Origin of the sequence: Sphingobium sp. R-21, from assembly GCF_049913335.1 — a bacterium.
Classification (GTDB): Bacteria; Pseudomonadota; Alphaproteobacteria; order Sphingomonadales; family Sphingomonadaceae; genus Sphingobium.
On the sequence record NZ_CP184374.1, the window covers coordinates 1,078,556 to 1,094,810 of the forward strand.

Annotated in this window: 14 protein-coding genes and 1 tRNA gene; 7 read left to right on the forward strand and 8 right to left on the reverse strand. The window is 61.1% G+C overall.

The window, feature by feature from the left end; all coding sequences use genetic code 11:
- Window positions 1–310 precede the first annotated feature (310 nt).
- Entirely contained in the window at window positions 311–1,363 is a 1,053-nt protein-coding gene (locus ACN9MX_RS05035; protein ID WP_426387281.1) for an NAD(P)H-dependent flavin oxidoreductase, read from the forward strand.
- On the opposite strand, the gene ACN9MX_RS05040 is transcribed toward ACN9MX_RS05035, so the two are convergent.
- Together ACN9MX_RS05040 and ACN9MX_RS05045 are read right to left on the reverse strand one after the other, a co-directional pair.
- Complete coding sequence (locus ACN9MX_RS05040) at window positions 1,360–2,013, reverse strand: histidine phosphotransferase family protein (protein ID WP_133652129.1); 654 nt, start codon at window positions 2,011–2,013, stop codon at window positions 1,360–1,362. The genes ACN9MX_RS05035 and ACN9MX_RS05040 overlap by 4 nt on opposite strands.
- 81 nt (window positions 2,014–2,094) lie before the next feature.
- Window positions 2,095–2,496: a Mov34/MPN/PAD-1 family protein gene (locus ACN9MX_RS05045; protein WP_426387282.1), complete on the reverse strand. Its 402-nt coding sequence runs from the start codon at window positions 2,494–2,496 to the stop codon at window positions 2,095–2,097.
- 17 nt (window positions 2,497–2,513) lie between these two features.
- On the opposite strand from ACN9MX_RS05045, the gene ACN9MX_RS05050 reads away from it, so the two are divergent.
- The 3 genes from ACN9MX_RS05050 (at window position 2,514) to mtgA (ending at window position 5,386) form a co-directional block, all read left to right on the forward strand.
- Entirely contained in the window at window positions 2,514–3,509 is a 996-nt protein-coding gene (locus ACN9MX_RS05050) for an RluA family pseudouridine synthase (protein ID WP_426387283.1), read from the forward strand.
- A gap of 75 nt (window positions 3,510–3,584) precedes the next feature.
- Entirely contained in the window at window positions 3,585–4,499 is a 915-nt protein-coding gene (rpoH, locus tag ACN9MX_RS05055; protein WP_133652132.1) for an RNA polymerase sigma factor RpoH, read from the forward strand.
- 191 nt (window positions 4,500–4,690) lie between these two features.
- A complete protein-coding gene (gene mtgA / locus ACN9MX_RS05060) occupies window positions 4,691–5,386 on the forward strand; it encodes a monofunctional biosynthetic peptidoglycan transglycosylase (protein WP_363825910.1) in 696 nt (231 codons plus the stop codon).
- Between the two features lie 48 nt (window positions 5,387–5,434).
- On the opposite strand, the gene ACN9MX_RS05065 is transcribed toward mtgA, so the two are convergent.
- From ACN9MX_RS05065 to ACN9MX_RS05090, 6 genes are all read right to left on the reverse strand, one after another.
- Window positions 5,435–8,764: a TonB-dependent receptor gene (locus ACN9MX_RS05065; protein WP_426387284.1), complete on the reverse strand. Its 3,330-nt coding sequence runs from the start codon at window positions 8,762–8,764 to the stop codon at window positions 5,435–5,437.
- A 361-nt stretch (window positions 8,765–9,125) separates the two neighbouring features.
- Window positions 9,126–10,394, reverse strand: a complete 1,269-nt coding sequence (gene clpX / locus ACN9MX_RS05070) for an ATP-dependent Clp protease ATP-binding subunit ClpX (RefSeq protein ID WP_176590957.1) — start codon at window positions 10,392–10,394, stop codon at window positions 9,126–9,128.
- Window positions 10,395–10,526: 132 nt separating this feature from the next.
- A complete protein-coding gene (gene clpP, locus ACN9MX_RS05075; RefSeq protein ID WP_426387285.1) occupies window positions 10,527–11,162 on the reverse strand; it encodes an ATP-dependent Clp endopeptidase proteolytic subunit ClpP in 636 nt (211 codons plus the stop codon).
- 113 nt (window positions 11,163–11,275) lie between these two features.
- Window positions 11,276–12,253: a glycosyltransferase family 2 protein gene (locus ACN9MX_RS05080; RefSeq protein WP_426387286.1), complete on the reverse strand. Its 978-nt coding sequence runs from the start codon at window positions 12,251–12,253 to the stop codon at window positions 11,276–11,278.
- Between the two features lie 187 nt (window positions 12,254–12,440).
- Window positions 12,441–14,048: a trigger factor gene (tig, locus tag ACN9MX_RS05085; protein ID WP_426387287.1), complete on the reverse strand. Its 1,608-nt coding sequence runs from the start codon at window positions 14,046–14,048 to the stop codon at window positions 12,441–12,443.
- Window positions 14,049–14,115: 67 nt separating this feature from the next.
- Window positions 14,116–14,200, reverse strand: a tRNA-Leu gene (locus ACN9MX_RS05090).
- A 140-nt stretch (window positions 14,201–14,340) separates the two neighbouring features.
- Here ACN9MX_RS05090 and ACN9MX_RS05095 point away from each other — a divergent pair.
- The 3 genes from ACN9MX_RS05095 to ACN9MX_RS05105 all read left to right on the forward strand — a co-directional run bounded on the left by ACN9MX_RS05095 (window position 14,341) and on the right by ACN9MX_RS05105 (window position 16,227).
- Window positions 14,341–14,532, forward strand: coding sequence for a hypothetical protein (locus ACN9MX_RS05095; RefSeq protein WP_363734662.1), 192 nt, complete (start codon window positions 14,341–14,343; stop codon window positions 14,530–14,532).
- Between the two features lie 146 nt (window positions 14,533–14,678).
- Window positions 14,679–15,284: an RNA polymerase sigma factor gene (locus ACN9MX_RS05100; RefSeq protein WP_133652140.1), complete on the forward strand. Its 606-nt coding sequence runs from the start codon at window positions 14,679–14,681 to the stop codon at window positions 15,282–15,284.
- Window positions 15,202–16,227 carry a FecR family protein gene (locus ACN9MX_RS05105; protein ID WP_363734661.1) on the forward strand — a complete coding sequence of 342 codons (1,026 nt, stop codon included), beginning with the start codon at window positions 15,202–15,204 and terminating at the stop codon, window positions 16,225–16,227. The genes ACN9MX_RS05100 and ACN9MX_RS05105 overlap by 83 nt, the downstream gene beginning before the upstream one ends.
- Window positions 16,228–16,255 lie beyond the last annotated feature (28 nt).

Consider the following 16,255-nt stretch of genomic DNA (forward strand, 5'->3'; position numbering starts at 1 on the left):
CCTGATCCGTTCGGAACTGTCGAGGAAAGGGGCTCGGTCGCGCAAGCGGCCGGGCCCCTTCCGATTGGGCGGGGATAATTACGCCGATATCCGCTGTGGATAAGCCGTGCTCAGGCGAAGGCAGGAGCCCAGTTCACAGGTTGCGATTATTGCGCAGCCGGGACGGACTCTCATAGGCCGCCCATCTCATCAGACGCCTTGGCAGAGGCGCAGCGCGCCTGATGAGCCTATCGGCAAGTTCAGCTTCAGCCCGAATCTACCCTCGAATCCGCCCATTGCCTGCCTCCAGTAGAAATCCGACAATCGGTCCATGTCGCTCATCGAGTCGCTAGGCCTGTCCCATCCGATTATCCAGGCACCCATGGCCGGTGTGTCGACGCCTGCCATGGCGGCGGCTGTCTCCAACGCCGGCGCGCTTGGTTCCATCGCCGTGGGTGCGGCCGACGCCGAAGGCGGCCGTTCGATGATAGAGGCTGTCCGCGCACAGACCGGTCGCCCGTTCAACGTCAACCTCTTCGCACATGCGCCTGCCCGCAATGACCCCGTCAGGGAAGCGGCCTGGCTCACTGCCCTGACGCCGATGTTCCGCGCCTATGACGCCAGCCCTCCAGCGGCGCTGCGCGAAATCTACCGCAGCTTCGTCGAAGATGATGCGATGCTTGCGATGTTGATCGACCTCGCCCCGGCGGTTGTCAGCTTCCATTTCGGATTGCCCAGTCCGGCCGCCATCGCCGTGCTCAAACAGGCGGGATGTCTGCTGCTTGCCACGGCGACCAATGAGGTGGAGGCGCGTGCCGCAGAGCAAGCAGGCGTCGACGCCATAGTCGCCCAGGGCTATGAAGCTGGCGGCCATAGGGGTGCCTTTGATCCGGAAGCCCTTGACGACCAGCTCGGCACCTTCGCCCTCACCCGTCTGCTCGCCACCCGATGCAACCTACCCATAATTGCGGCGGGCGGCATCATGGACGGACAGAGCATCCGCGCCGCACTCGCGCTTGGCGCAGTCGCAGCGCAACTTGGCACTGCCTTCATCGCCTGCCCCGAAAGCAGCGCCGACGAAGCCTATCGCGCCGCACTCGCCAGTGCCGCCGCCCATCACACTGTGATGACCCGCGTCATTTCGGGTCGCCCGGCCCGCTGCCTCGCCAATCGCTTCACCGCCTGGGGTGCCGAGGCAGCAGCGCAGCCCCCCGCCTATCCCATTGCCTATGATGCCGGCAAAGCGCTCAATGCTGCCGCGAGGGCCAGGGGCGAAGGCGGCTTCGGCGCGCAATGGGCAGGCCAGGGTGCGCCACTGGCTCGCGCCATGCCAGCCGCCGACCTTATCGACCTTCTGGTCAGGGAAATGCAGGACAGCGCTTAACGGACTTCAGGAATGGATGCGCCGAACAGCAATATCGGCTCGCCGGCGGGCGACAATGCGATCTCGCCACCGACGCTCGTCACCAAAGTTCGCACCATCCAAGCCGCAGATGTGCGCGACGCAAGCCCCTCCAGCGGCAAAGTGCCCGCCAGAGCGGCGCGCAGGTCGGGATCAAGCACCAGCTTCGGTCCTTCCGCCCGCACGACGATCTCTGTCACGCCTGGCCTCTTTTCCGCCCCGATGTCGAGCTGACCGCCGCGCACCAGCGCATCGCCCGCGATCAGCGCCAAGTTCAGCAGCACCTTCACGGGCAGCTTTTCCAGCATGTCATCCTCGACCAGCCAGCCGATCTTCACCCGTCCCGAAGCCGCGAACATGCCCTCTATGGCCACCCGCGCCTCATGCGTCGGCACGGCATCGCCAAAGCCGCCGGCAGAACCGAATGCCAGGCGGAAGAATTTCAGCTTGTTCGCAGAGGTTTTGGCACTGTCAGCCAGCAGGTCCAGGCAACGCTGGCGCATTTCCGGATCCGTCTCATCCGCCATCAGTTCAAGCCCGTTGTTGAGCGCGCCGACCGGACTCAGCAGATCATGGCACAGGCGCGAGCAGAGCAGGCTGGCAAAATCGATGCTGTCGATCGGATTGGTCATGAAGGTTCGCTGCCGCCGGAAAAATGAACAGGAAGGAATGAACGGCTAATGCGCTGCCCCGCCGCGCGATGCAACCCTCCCTCACATGATGTCGAGCAAAGCCTCGACAAATTGCACCCGTCCGTCTTGCCCCGCCCTGGCAATCCACAGGCGGGCCATCCCCTCTCCCACGATCAACCAGAGGCTGTTGTCGGGCGCCGCGCAGGCTGCATCTGTCCGGGAGGGCACGGCCTGACCGGCTGGATGCGAATGGTAATGCCCCAGAATCCGCGCCCCGCCGGCACGCGCCGCACGATGAGCCGCGATCAGCACCACGGGATCGAGTTCGAAATGGCGTTCCGGGTCGGCCGCGACATTGGCCGCGGGCCGAACTGCCTCGATCCGTTCCCGCGTCCCCAGGAGCAAGCCGCAGACCTCCCGCCTGTCCGCCGCCGCTTCGGACATGATTTGTTCCAGCAGACCCCTTGAAATCGCAACCTTCATTCCTACGTTCCTACCCAATGGGTTCGGGGGTTTCCATCATTGAAGCGACCATAAGCGAGGCGCAGGATGGCATGCGGCTCGACAAGGCCCTTGCCGAACTGGTTCCCGACCTTTCGCGCGAGCGCTTGAAGGCGCTGATCCTGGAGGGCCATGTGACGGAAGGTCGGCATGCGAACGCAGGCCGGTTCCCAAATCCATCAATGCCAAATCCATCAATGCCAAACCCATCAATGAAGGTCACAACCGGACAGGCCTTCGCCATCGTCCTGCCCCCGCCGATCGCGGCTGAGGCCGCTGCACAGGACATACCGCTCGACATCATCCATGAAGATGCCGATCTGATCGTCATCGACAAGCCTGCCGGCCTGGTGGTCCATCCGGCTGCGGGCAACCTGGACGGAACCCTGGTCAATGCGCTGCTTCATCATTGTCAGGGTCGGCTGTCCGGGATCGGCGGGGTGGCGCGCCCAGGCATCGTCCACCGCATCGACAAGGACACGTCGGGCCTGCTGGTCGTAGCCAAATCCGATCGCGCTCATGAGGGGTTGGCGCAGCAGTTCAAGGCGCATTCGATCGACCGGCTATACGCTGCGATCGTCTATGGCGTACCTCAACCATTGTCGGGCACGATCGACACATGGATCGGCCGTTCCGACGCCGATCGAAAGAAGATGGCGGTTCATCGGGAAGGACGCGGCAAACATGCCGTGACCCATTACCGGACATTGCAGAAGCTGCGCGCCGCCGCCCTGGTGGAATGCAGGCTGGAGACCGGGAGAACGCATCAGGTGCGCGTTCATATGGCGCATATCGGCAACCCCTTGATCGGTGACCCGGTTTACGGTAGAGAAAGAAAAGGTTTCAAATCGATACTGGAAACGCTGGGTTTCAAAAGGCAGGCATTGCACGCAAAAAGGCTGGGGTTCATACATCCATTAACGGGTGAGGCACTCAGCTTCGACAGCAAACTCCCTGTCGATATGCAGGAACTGTTAAGCGAGCTTCACGTATAGATTTGAACAAGTTTGCGACGGCGCCTTGGACGCCTCTTCTGGGTCCCGCCGCGCATGAAAGGGAAAGGTGACGACATGGCCGGAAAGACCAATGTCCCCGCGGTTCCTGCGCTGGGCGGTGAAGCCAGCCTCAACCGCTATCTGTCGGAGATCCGCAAATTTCCGATCCTGACGCCCGAGCAGGAATATATGCTCGCAAAACGCTATGCCGAACATGCTGATTCGGAAGCGGCGGCGCAACTGGTGACCTCGCATCTGCGCCTCGTGGCGAAGATCGCCATGGGTTATCGCGGCTATGGCCTGCCCGTCAGCGAACTGATCAGCGAGGGCAATATCGGCCTGATGCAGGGCGTGAAGAAATTCGAGCCGGATCGCGGCTTCCGTCTGGCGACCTACGCCATGTGGTGGATTCGCGCTTCGATCCAGGAATTCATCCTGCGGTCGTGGAGCCTGGTGAAGATGGGCACCACCGCCGCGCAGAAGAAGCTGTTCTTCAACCTGCGCCGGATGAAGAACAATATCGAAGCCTTCGAGGATGGCGACCTGCATCCCGACGACGTCAAGAAGATCGCCACCGATCTGGGCGTGACGGAGGAGGATGTCATCTCCATGAATCGTCGCATGGCGATGGGCGGCGACACGTCGCTCAACGTCCCGATGCGCGAAGATGGCGAGGGCCAGTGGCAGGATTGGCTGGCCGACACCGATCCGCTTCAGGACGAACGGGTCGCCGACCAGCAGGAAAGCGAACTGCGCCACGACATGCTGGTCGAAGCGATGGATGACCTGAACGACCGGGAGAAGCATATTCTGGCCGAGCGCCGCCTGGCGGAGGAACCCAAGACGCTGGAGGAACTTTCGCAGGTCTATGGCGTCAGCCGCGAGCGTGTTCGCCAGATTGAGGTGCGCGCGTTCGAGAAACTGCAAAAGGCCATGATGCGGATTGCAGGCGACAAGCTGGGCAAGATTTCCCGCCTCGCCACCATCTGATCGGATTGGGTAAAGGACAAAGCCCCGGATGAACATCCGGGGCTTTTTCGTGCCTGCTCGTTTCGCGCCGTCACCCCGGCAAAAACAGTCCGGTGGAGGGCGCGCTCACGTCCGAAATTTTCCCTCATGGTGCAATTGCGAGCCATCCCGCTCCATCTTGCACCGCCGCGCAACGGCGTTACCACGGCAATATGAACTCCAAGTCCGCTTCCCCTCGCCGCCGCTCCCGCTGGATCCGGATCATCCTCAAGATCGTCGGTGGTTTCGTCGCACTCTCACTGCTGATGGTGGTGATCTATCGCTTCATCCCCCCGCCCGTGACCTGGACAATGCTGCTGGACCCCAACGGCATCACCAAGGACTGGATGAGCCTGGACAAGATGGATCCGAACATGGCGCGCGCCGCCATCGCCGCAGAGGATAGCCGCTTTTGCAGCCATCACGGCTTCGACGCGGTCGCCATTGCCCAGGCGATGCGCCACAATGCCAGCGGCGGGCGCATACGCGGCGGCTCGACCATCAGCCAACAGACGGCAAAGAATGTGTTTCTTTTCCAGGGCGGCGGTTTCATCCGCAAGGGGCTGGAAGCCTGGTTCACCCTCCTCATCGAAGCGATCTGGGGCAAGCGGCGGATCATGGAAGTCTATCTCAACGTCGCGGAAACCGGCATCGGCACATATGGCGCGCAGGCGGGTGCCATCCGCTATTTCCACCATGGCGCCCAGCATCTGACCCGGCCCGAAGCCGCCCGCCTGGCCGCCGTCCTGCCGCTTCCCAAGAAGCGCGAAGCCATAGACCCGCACGGCTTCACCCGCCGCTACGGCAACAGCATTTCCGCCCGCATCGGCATCGTGCAGCGTGACGGGCTGGATAGCTGCCTGAAATGAAGAGGGCGCGGATCACTCCGCGCCCTTTCCTTGACAGAATGAAGAGGATCAGAAGCTGATGCGGGCGCCAACGCGGATCGCATAAAGCGAAGATCCGTTGGTCGTCACCAGTTCATCCGCCAGAACCGTATCAGAGGACGGCTGCTCATATTTATATTGCGCACAGGTGTTGGTGCCCGCGCTGACACAACTCACCTTTGAGACGACCTTTCGGAACGGGAAGCTCGACCGCAATTGCTGACCCCATTTATGGTTCAACAAATTGGTGAAATTCTCGACATCCGCAAATAACGAGAAGCGCGTACCAAGCGGCAGAGGCACCTCCTGCTCCAGATGCAGGTCAACGCGCGTGAAGGCCTTCGACCGGAAAGCGTTGCGTGGCGCGATCTGCCCCCGATAGTTCTTCAGGCCGGAGTTTTCGATGATCGCGTTGATACGGTCGCGCGTTGCCTCGCTGTCATAGATGACCTTCGGATCGTTCACCGTGGGCACATAGAATAGATAGCGCAGCGCGCTGCCGGCCGTGCCGAACACGCCGGAACGCTGCCCCGACAGATCCTGCATGGTGTAGCTGTAGGGCGCGCCCGCCCGCGTTGTCCCGAAAATGTCTATCCGCGTCTTATAGTCCCCGAAGAACGCCCTTTCGAAAGAGGCGTTGTAGCGGAAGGCCCAACGCACCTCATCGTTCGAATGCCCTCGACCGCCGAAGTTGGCGTCATAGTTCGCGCCGTTGCCATAGATCGAACCGGCCTGAGAGGAAGTCAGCGCCCCTGCGTCGCGCACATCCTGATAGGTGTAGGCACCACCAAGGGTCAGACCCCAATCCCAGCTCTTTTCCGCGCGCAGCACGCCGATCCAGCCACGACCATATTTGGTGTTGGTCAGCAGCAGGTCCTGACCCGTGTCATTCAGCGGCTGGCCATTGGCTGCGAGAATGAGGTTCCGGTAGCGCTGGCGCCCGTCCGGCGTGAGCGAACCCGGGATGGGCACAGATCGCAAGTCGACAACCATTACCTGACTGCGCACCTTCGAATAAAGCAGGTCTGCGCCAAACCGCCAGCCGTCTCCCAGAGCGCCAAGATTGGCTTCATAATCGACGGAAAGGGTTCCGCGATATTGATTGGGCGCCTTGAAGTTTGGATCTATCGCATTGAGCGAGGTGGTTGCGTTTGGATTGGTTGAAAGCCCTGCCGCTGCAGCCTGAACCGCCACGTCGGCCGCAGCCGGAACGGTCGTGAAGGACGGGCTGGTCAGGATCGATGCCGCGGATGGATTGGTTGCGCTGTTCAGTTGGTAGACACCGCCATCTGTCTGGCGAGCCTGGATCGAGGTGTTGATGACGCCGGTGTTGGAAAAGCTGTTCCCGATATAGACGTCCGGCGATCCACCACCAAAGATGCCGCCGCCTCCACGGACGGTCAGGCGCTGCGTTGGCTTGTAAGTGAAACCGAAGCGGGGCTGGAGCAAACCGATGCCGCCAATGTTGCTCGCGTTGGTGAAGCCATAGCGACGCGAGAAGTTCGGATTCACCGCCGGCTTGCTGTCCATGCCGAACAGGTCATAACGCAAGCCCAGCCCGACCGTCAGTTGGCTGTTCACCCGCCAATCATCCTGCAACCCGAAGGTGTAGGCGTCATAGGAAAAGCTGGCGGCGGCATCTGAGGGATTGAGGGATCCGGCATTGTTGTAGCTGAACGACTGCGCCGTGCCGTTGGCGAAATCCTGGATGCTGTCGAAATAATAGGTGCCCGCCGAGGGGTTCACGAACAGGTTGAACGACTTGGTGTGGTTCCATTCCGCCAGCAGGCGGAAATTGTGGTCGCCGGCCTTCAGCTTGGCCGAGACCGATCCACCCCAGGTGCGGATTTTGAGGATGTTTGACTGGCTCGGACCTCCCGCGCCCAAAACAAACTGCGGCGTGCCGGTGGGGCAGACCGTGCTGACATTGGTCGTGACCGCCCCGCTGGTGCTGCGATCCGACGTCGGTGCCGCGCAGATCGACATCTGCGCGCTCCTGCCCATCAGCGGAAACTGGCCGCTGTCATAGGTCTTGTAAAGCGCACGCGCCTCAGTTGAAAAGCGATCGGTCCAGTCGGCATTCCAGTTGACGATGCCCGCCTTCATCTTGTTCGGCTTCTTGTAGGCGTTGGACTCCAGCCCCAGGTCGCGCGTTCCGGTCGTCGTGCTGACGTTCAGTTCGTCCTTTGTGTACAGACCGGTCAGCGAGACACGCTGCGTATCTGAAAGATTGGCATCGATCTTCGCAACGATACGGTCATCCTTGTCGCCATCCGACCGCAGGATACCACCAGGGTCATAGCCATATCTGTCCTTGGCGATCTGGGTAATCCTCGCCAGATCGGCATCACTGGCGCCGATCACGGGCGTGCCCGCATTGTCCTCCTGCGTGCCGAAGGCGACGGGCCGGGCGGCGCGCACGCGCTCCGCCGCGATCATGAAAAACAGCTTGTCCGTGATGATCGGGCCGGAAATCTCGGCACCGAAATCCTTGCTCGTGAAGTCGGGTTGAGCGATCCGTCCCGTCGGATTGAGAATATAGGATTTGGTCTTCTTTCCTGTCAGTTCATCCGAACTGAAGGTGTAGAAGGCCGTACCGTGGAATTCGTTGGTGCCCGACTTCAAGATCGCGTTGGACACACCGCCCTGGAAAAAGCCCTCGCGAATATCGTAGGGTGCGACCTTCGTCTCGAACTGGGCGATGGAGTCTAGCGGCACCGGACCGCGGCGGGAGGGCAGTGCATCGGGATTGAGGCCGAAGCTGTCGGTGATCGGCACGCCATCGACGGTGAAGCGATTGAACCGGGGGTTCTGGCCGGCGAACGACACCTGCCGGCCTGTAGTCTGGCTGGTATCCAGCGTTGCGAACGGATCTCGTGCGGCGATATCGCGAATGTCGCGATTGACCGATGCAATCCTGCTGATTTGCTCGGCCGTCATGACATTTGCCGGACCTGCTGAAATGTTGCCGGCGCCCCGCACTCGCGCGGCGGTCACCACGATCGCTTCCCCATCCTGCGCCAGTTCGATCGGCAAGGCGAAAGTCTGACCGACAGCGGTCTGAATATCCGTGACCGTGGAGTTGGTGTAACCAGATGCGATCACTTCAACCGTGTAGGGACCACCGACGCGCAACCCCGCCGCCGTGAAACCGCCGGACGAATCGGTAACAGCGTTGGAAACCGTTCCGGTCGGTAGATGCGTCACCTTGACCTGCGCACCTGCAACCGGCCGGCCAGCACTGGTCACATTGCCACGGATTGTTGAAGTCGTTTCCTGCGCAGAAGCCGGCACCGCCAGAGCACCTGCAACACCGATAGCCGCAACAGACGCGGCGAGAAAAATCTTCAGATCCCTCATCAATATTCCCCTTTGGGACCCCGGCCACCCCGACCTGACAAGCCCTTAAGTTACTCACATCATTGAGTGCGCCATCACGTAGCGACGCACGGCGACGACCCTGTGATGTTCCCATTACAGTTTTACGACAATATAATAACGTGGGAATGACGCGAACGCTCGCTGGCGTAAATTCGCTTGGGACGATCAATGGGCCTTCTGGTAACCCATTGAGATTAGATATTTTTCTGGATATTGGTCGCCCAATCAGGCGCCGGTGCAATTTTGCAACGCAACAAAAATTTCAATGCACTTGCGGCATTAAAAAAGGACCGGTGAAAATTCGCCGGTCCTTTTCATTTCATCCTGTGAGCAAGGTTATTCAGGCCGCGTCTTCGGCCCTTTTATCCTTCTCGCTGAATACGCGAATCGGTTCCTTGTTGCCGGCGACCACATCCTTGTCGACCACCACTTCGCCCACGCCTTCCATCGAGGGCAGGTCGAACATCGTGTCGAGCAGGATCGCCTCAAGAATGGACCGCAGTCCGCGCGCACCGGTCTTCCGCTCGATCGCCTTTCTGGCGATCGCAGTCAAAGCATCGTCGGTGAAGCTGAGTTCGACATTCTCCATGTCGAAAAGCTTGGCATATTGCTTCACCAAAGCATTTTTCGGCTCGACCAGGATCTTGACCAGCGCGGCCACATCCAGATCCTCCAGCGTCGCGATCACAGGCAGACGGCCGACAAACTCCGGGATGAGGCCGAATTTCAGCAAATCTTCTGGTTCGCTCTGACGCAGCAATTCGCCGGTCTTGCGTTCTTCGGGAGCAGCGACATGGGCACCGAAGCCGATCGACTTGGCTTCCAGACGGTCGCCGATGATCTTTTCCAGGCCTGCGAACGCCCCGCCGCAGATGAACAGGATGTTCGTAGTGTCGACCTGCAGGAATTCCTGCTGCGGATGCTTGCGGCCGCCCTGCGGCGGAACCGAGGCAGTCGTGCCTTCCATCAGCTTCAACAGCGCCTGCTGCACACCTTCGCCCGACACGTCGCGCGTGATCGAGGGGTTCTCCGCCTTCCGGCTGATCTTGTCGATCTCGTCGATATAGACGATGCCCCGCTGCGCCTTCTCGACATTATAGTCGGATGCCTGGAGCAGCTTGAGGATGATGTTCTCCACATCCTCGCCCACATAGCCGGCTTCAGTCAGCGTGGTGGCGTCAGCCATGGTGAAGGGCACGTCAAATGTCTTGGCCAGGGTCTGGGCCAGCAGCGTCTTGCCGCAGCCGGTAGGGCCGACAAGCAGGATATTCGACTTGGCCAGTTCCACCTCACCCGGCTTCGTGCCGTGGTTGAGGCGCTTGTAATGATTGTGAACAGCGACGGAGAGGACGCGTTTCGCCCGGTTCTGGCCGATCACATAATCGTCCAGCACATCGCAGATTTCCTGCGGGGTCGGCACGCCGCCATCCTTCTTGCCGACGAGACCGCCCTTGGTTTCCTCGCGGATGATGTCGTTGCACAGTTCCACGCACTCATCGCAGATGAACACGGTCGGCCCCGCAATCAGCTTACGCACCTCATGCTGCGACTTGCCGCAGAAGGAGCAGTAAAGCGTGCTTTTAGAATCGGAGCCCGTAAGCTTAGTCATTCGCCATTCTCTCTTCCCTCTGTCAGGCGAACTGCCGCCTGTGGTGAGGGATATGGTGGTCCTAGGATCATCCTAGACCGCGACGCGCCCGTTTCACAAGGGGAGAAAAGGGCGCGTGCGGCAAATATGGGTTTAGCCCTCGGTAGTTTCCGCCAAGGCCGGGCGGCGGTCGAACACCTCGTCCACGAGCCCGAACGCCTTGGCCTCTTCTGCCTCCAGGAAGGTGTCACGGTCCATGGCGCGCTCCACTTCCTCCAGCGAACGCCCCGTATATTGGACGTAGAGGTTGTTGAGGCGGCTGCGGATGCGCAGGATTTCCTTTGCCTGAATCTCGATGTCGGACGCCATGCCCTGGGCGCCGCCCGATGGCTGGTGCACCATGATGCGGGCGTTGCTAAGCGCGATGCGCTTGCCCGGCTCGCCAGCGGCAAGCAGGAAACTGCCCATGGAGGCCGCCTGGCCGATGCAGACGGTACCGACCTGGGGACGGATATATTTCATCGTGTCGTGGATCGCCATGCCGGACGTCACCACGCCGCCGGGCGAGTTGATGTACATCCAGATGTCCTTCTTCGGATTTTCCGACTCAAGGAACAGCAACTGAGCGACGATCAGCGAGGCCATATGATCCTCGACCTGCCCGGTCACGAAGATGATCCGCTCGCGGAGGAGGCGCGAATAGATGTCGAAGCTGCGCTCGCCCCGGTTCGATTGTTCGATGACGATGGGGACCAGAGCGGCCATGGGATCGGACATGATATCGGTCATTTTGCTCTTTCAGGGTGTGTTGCTTTTGCCCGTGCTCTACATCGGCACAAAAGACGGACTGTTCAAGGGGTCGCGTGAAACGCGGTCGGATTGCTTGGCTGAACGGGGCGCAATCAGTCGCGCCGGGCGAAGTCGGAAGGCGCCTTGAAGGCGAGATAGGCAAGCCGGCGAATCTCTCGACGGCCGCGCACCACCGTATCCAATATGAGGCCGCACATGCCCGAAAGCGTGGCGAGGATCATGAGGCCCGTCACCAATATGGCGGTCGGGAAGCGCGGCACAAGCCCCGTCTTCATATAGGTGACGATCAGCGGGGCCGCGAGGACCAGCCCTGTCAATGCCAGCAGCGCGGCGATGATGCCAAAGAAGAGGATTGGCCGTTCGATGCGATAGAGCGTGATGATCGTCCGCAAAATGCGCCAGCCGTCCCGATATGTACTGAGCTTGCTCACCGATCCTTCCGGCCGTGCGCCATAGGCCGTGACCACCTCCGACACCGGCATGGCGAGTTCCAGCGCGTGCACGCTGATCTCCGTCTCGATCTCGAAACCGGCGGAAAGGACAGGAAAGCTCTTGACGAACCGCCGGGAAAAGACGCGATATCCGGACAATATGTCGGTAAAACTCCGCCCGAACAGCCGCTTGAGCAGGCTGGTGAGCGCCCAGTTGCCGAAGCGGTGCCCGCGCCGATAGGCCTCCTCAATCTCGCTGCGCCTTGCTCCCACGACCATGTCGAGATTGTCTTCGAGCATTGCCGCCACCATCTTCGGCGCGGCAGCCGCTTCATAGGTCGCGTCGCCATCAGCCATGATGTAGATATCGGCGTCCACATCCGCGAACATGCGCCGGACCACATGGCCCTTGCCCTGCTGCGCCACGCGCCGGACGATCGCCCCTGCCCCGGCCGCCAGTTCGCGACTGCCGTCCGTGCTGTTGTTGTCGAAGACATAAACCTCGGCAGAAGGGAGCGCCTGGCGGAAATCCTCCACCGTCCGAACAATGGCGCCGGCCTCGTTATAACAGGGCAGGATGACCGCGACCCGCGGCATGGCTACGCCCGCTTCGCTTCCTGCTGCCGGAAATTCCTTCATCGCCCCACAAACCTTCTTGCCCCGCACATTGCCCAGAGACGATCCATGCTCTCGCAAAGGCGACTTACCCCATCTTCGCGGAGATGGCGGAACCGCTTGGGATTTCCTCTGCCATGCCGCGTCCGAAATGAAAAGCGCCCGGGCTTCCTTGCGAAGCCGGGCGCTTGTCCATCCATATCGGCAGAGCTCACTCAGCCTTGGCGGCGGCCTTCTTGGCCGGAGCCTTCTTGGCCTTGGGCTTTTCCTCGGCTGCGGCCTCTTCAGCGACGGCCTCATCCTTCTTGGCAGCGGCCTTCTTCGCCGGCGCCTTCTTGGCGGGAGCCTCTTCGGCAGCAGCCTCTACGGGCGCCGCGGCCTCGGCATCGGCAGCCTTCTTCTTCGGTGCAGCCTTCTTCGCCTTGGGCTTCTCGTCATGATCGTGATCATGGCCACAGCCCGGACCATGGACATGCGGCTTCAGATCGCCATCCTCCGCCTCGATCGCTGCTTCCAGTTCCTCGCGGCTGACGGCACGATCAGTGATTTCAGCCTTTTCGAAGAGGAAATCGACGACCTTGTCCTCATAGAGCGGCGCGCGAAGCTGCGCGGCCGCCATGGGGTCCTGACGGACATATTGGACAAAACGCTCGCGATCCTGTGGGCCGTACTGCTGCGCGGCCTGCATGATCAGGCGATTCATTTCCTGCTCGCTGACGACCACGCCGTTCGCCTGGCCGATTTCCGAAAGAAGCAGGCCGAGGCGGACACGACGCACCGCGATCGCGCGATAGTCTTCCTTCTCCGCTTCCATCTCCTTGAGGGCCGCTTCGGGATCTTCCTCATGGCTCGCTTCATGCTGAAGCTGGGCCCAGATCTGGTTGAATTCGGCCTCGACCATGCTGGGCGGCACGTCGAAATCATGCGAAGCGGCCAACTGGTCGAGCAACTTGCGCTTCATATAGGTACGGGTCAGGCCGTTATGTTCCTGCTCGATCTGGCCCTTCAGCAGCTCCTTGAGCTTGTCCAGACCTTCCAGTCCCAGCGACTTGGCGAAATCATCGTCCAGCTTGGGCTTGTCAGCGTTCAGAATCGCCTTGACGGTGATGTCGAAGGTCGCTTCCTTGCCCGCAAGGTGCGCAGCGCCATAATCTTCGGGGAAGGTGACGGTGATCGTCTTCTCGTCGCCCTTCTTGACGCCGGTCAGCTGCTCCTCGAAGCCCGGGATGAACTGGCCCGAACCGATCTTCAGCTTCACATCCTCGGCCGAACCGCCTTCAAAGGCTTCGTCGCCGATCTTGCCGACGAAATCGATGGTCAGCGTGTCGCCATCCTTGGCCTTGTGGCTGGCGGAATGCTCTTCCAGAGCGCCCTGCTGGGTCGCGATGCGGCCGGCGGCCTCATCGACCTGCGCGTCGGCGACTTCGACGGTCAGACGCTCCAGCTTCAGACCTTCGATGCTCGGCGCGGTAATTTCAGGCAGCACTTCCAGAGCGACCTTGACCTCGGCGTCCTTGCCGAACTCGAAATTCTCGTCCAGCTCGACCGAAGGCTGCATCGCGGGGCGCAGCTTCTGGTCAGCGATCAGCTTCTGGATGCTGTCCTGGATGGAGCTGTTGAGCGCGTCACGCTGCAACGACTCGCCGTGCATCTTCTTGACGAGATTGGCGGGCACCTTGCCGGGGCGGAAGCCGGGCATGCGCACCTGCGGCGCGATGGCGGCCACTTCCTTTTCCACGCGGGCGTCGATATCCTTCGACGTGATGGTCACGGTGTAGGCGCGCTTCAGGCCCTCGTTCAACGTCTCGACAGTCTGCATCTCTTCTCTCAAACGCTTTCTTCAGCTGAATTTCGTTGGCGCCTGCGCATCCATGAGTCTGGCGCACTGGTGCGGGCGAAGGGACTCGAACCCCCACATCTTGCGATACCAGAACCTAAATCTGGCGCGTCTACCAATTTCGCCACGCCCGCATCGGTCGCCGGTCGGCGCGGCATAGAGAAAAGCTGCCCATGAAGCAAGGGCAAGCGGTCCAGCCTGTGGATAACCGGTGGATAAGTCCAAACGGAACCCATTTGCACGCCCGCGCGTAGCCATGCCAAGGAGAAAAACGATGGCCACCAGACCCGATACTGCGCCGGACATATTGCCGCCCCCCGACCGGATCAACCCCCAATCGCCGCCCGAAGCCCCCGCCCCCGACGCGCCGCAAGAGACGCCGGCCGGCCAGCCGCCCGAAATCCTGCCCGATAGTCCCGATTTCGACCAGCCTGACCGGACGCCCCCCGAACTTCCTCCCGGCTGACCGATATTTTGGCCACAGCGGGCGGGTTTTCCACAGACAAGGGAAATAATGGTTGCGCAGGCGCTGGACAGGCCCCTGCATCCATGATTGAACTATGACAAACAGATGAATGCGGGAGAGGCGCGGCTGACAACAAGGGGGTCATCGTGCAAGGGGTTCGCGCTAAGCTGGAATGGTTCAAGGCAGTGATCCTGCCACAGGAAGCTGCTCTCAGGGGGCGTCTCCGGAGGATCCTGCCCGCCAATCAGGAACTGGAGGATATGGTCGCGGAGGTTCTTGCCCGCGCCTACGCTACCGACAACTGGGAAAATGTGACCACGGGTCGCGCCTATCTTTTCACCATTGCCCGCAATCTGGTGATCGATACGGCCCGGCGGAACAAGGTGGTGAGTTTCGAAACCATCGCCGATCTGGAGCTGCTGCAGGGCCAAAATGATGTGGAAGCGCAACTCCACGCCCGTGAAGCCCTGCGCCAGGTCGAGGCGATGGTCGACGCGCTTCCCCCGCAATGCCGCCGGGTCTTCATTCTCCGCCGCATCCACGAAAAATCGATGCTGGAAATAGCGGGCGAAATGTCCCTGTCCGTTTCTACTGTTGAAAAACATCTGGCCAAAGCGATCACAATAGTTATGCGGGCCTGGGCGGAACGTGAGGAAACGGATTTCGAACGTGCGGGCGTCGGGACCAGAATCGGGCTGCGAAAGCAGGGACGAGATCGAGGCGGAAGCCGCGCGCCTGCTGGCAAGGCTTAACAGCGCCCACGGAACCGAAACCGAAATTGAAGTCTGCCGCTGGATCGCAGCCGATGCCCGCCACGCCGTGGCATTCGCCCGCGCCGAAGCCGCCTGGGAGGCGGCCGAGCGACTGAAGAGCGCCGCCGCCGAAGTCAACCTGCCCCCGCTGGAGGCCATTGTCAGCGAGGAGCAGCAGCGCCGCCTCTCGCGCAACATCATGGTCGCCGCCGCCATTGCGGTGATGCTGTTCATCATTGCCGCCATCGTCACTATTCGCACATTCAGCGGCGTGGACCATTATGAAACAAGGATAGGGCAGATCAGCGACATCGCGCTCAACGATGGCTCTACCCTGCACCTCAACAGCGACAGCGCCGCCGAAGTGCGTTTCACCGACCGTGGTCGCAAGGTCCGCATATTGAAAGGCGAAGCTTCTTTCGACGTCTCACACGACCGTTCCCGTCCCTTCGACGTGGAGGTCCGTTCCGCCGTCATCAGAGCCGTGGGCACGGCCTTCAACGTGCGGCTTCGTCCGGCGGTGGTGGAACTGACAGTCACGCAAGGCACTGTCACGGCCTATACGGGCAACACGCCGGGCCAGCAGATCAGCGCCGGAAGCGGTGCCGTGATCCAGCCGCGCAGCGTATCGCTCACCCATCTGCATCCGCGTCTGATCGATCAGCGCACTGCCTGGCGCGAGCATATGGTGGAACTGGACGGAGAGACGATCGAACAGGCGGCCAACGAATTCAACCGCTACCGCGTGGCGCCGATCCTGATAGGCGACACGCGGGTTTCCTCTCTCCGCGTCGGCGGACGCTTCCGCATCACCGACAGCAAGGCATTCCTCTCGGCACTCCGATCGAGCCTGCCGATCCGCGTGGTCGACGGTCAGGACGGCTCCGTCATGCTGTTGTATCAGGATGAGGAAGACATTGCGGCGGATGGCGCCAACAAATAAGGGCGCGAATCTTCGGACCATGCGCGGC

Excerpts from the sequence above, each read along its gene's own strand:
- ACN9MX_RS05035 (WP_426387281.1), top strand. The coding sequence starts at position 311 with ATGTCGCTCATCGAGTCGCTAGGCCTGTCCCATCCGATTATCCAGGCA.
- ACN9MX_RS05040 (WP_133652129.1), bottom strand. The coding sequence starts at position 2,013 with ATGACCAATCCGATCGACAGCATCGATTTTGCCAGCCTGCTCTGCTCG.
- ACN9MX_RS05045 (WP_426387282.1), bottom strand. The coding sequence starts at position 2,496 with ATGAAGGTTGCGATTTCAAGGGGTCTGCTGGAACAAATCATGTCCGAA.
- ACN9MX_RS05050 (WP_426387283.1), top strand. The coding sequence starts at position 2,514 with ATGGGTTCGGGGGTTTCCATCATTGAAGCGACCATAAGCGAGGCGCAG.
- rpoH (WP_133652132.1), top strand. The coding sequence starts at position 3,585 with ATGGCCGGAAAGACCAATGTCCCCGCGGTTCCTGCGCTGGGCGGTGAA.
- mtgA (WP_363825910.1), top strand. The coding sequence starts at position 4,691 with ATGAACTCCAAGTCCGCTTCCCCTCGCCGCCGCTCCCGCTGGATCCGG.
- ACN9MX_RS05065 (WP_426387284.1), bottom strand. The coding sequence starts at position 8,764 with ATGAGGGATCTGAAGATTTTTCTCGCCGCGTCTGTTGCGGCTATCGGT.
- clpX (WP_176590957.1), bottom strand. The coding sequence starts at position 10,394 with ATGACTAAGCTTACGGGCTCCGATTCTAAAAGCACGCTTTACTGCTCC.
- clpP (WP_426387285.1), bottom strand. The coding sequence starts at position 11,162 with ATGACCGATATCATGTCCGATCCCATGGCCGCTCTGGTCCCCATCGTC.
- ACN9MX_RS05080 (WP_426387286.1), bottom strand. The coding sequence starts at position 12,253 with ATGAAGGAATTTCCGGCAGCAGGAAGCGAAGCGGGCGTAGCCATGCCG.
- tig (WP_426387287.1), bottom strand. The coding sequence starts at position 14,048 with ATGCAGACTGTCGAGACGTTGAACGAGGGCCTGAAGCGCGCCTACACC.
- ACN9MX_RS05095 (WP_363734662.1), top strand. The coding sequence starts at position 14,341 with ATGGCCACCAGACCCGATACTGCGCCGGACATATTGCCGCCCCCCGAC.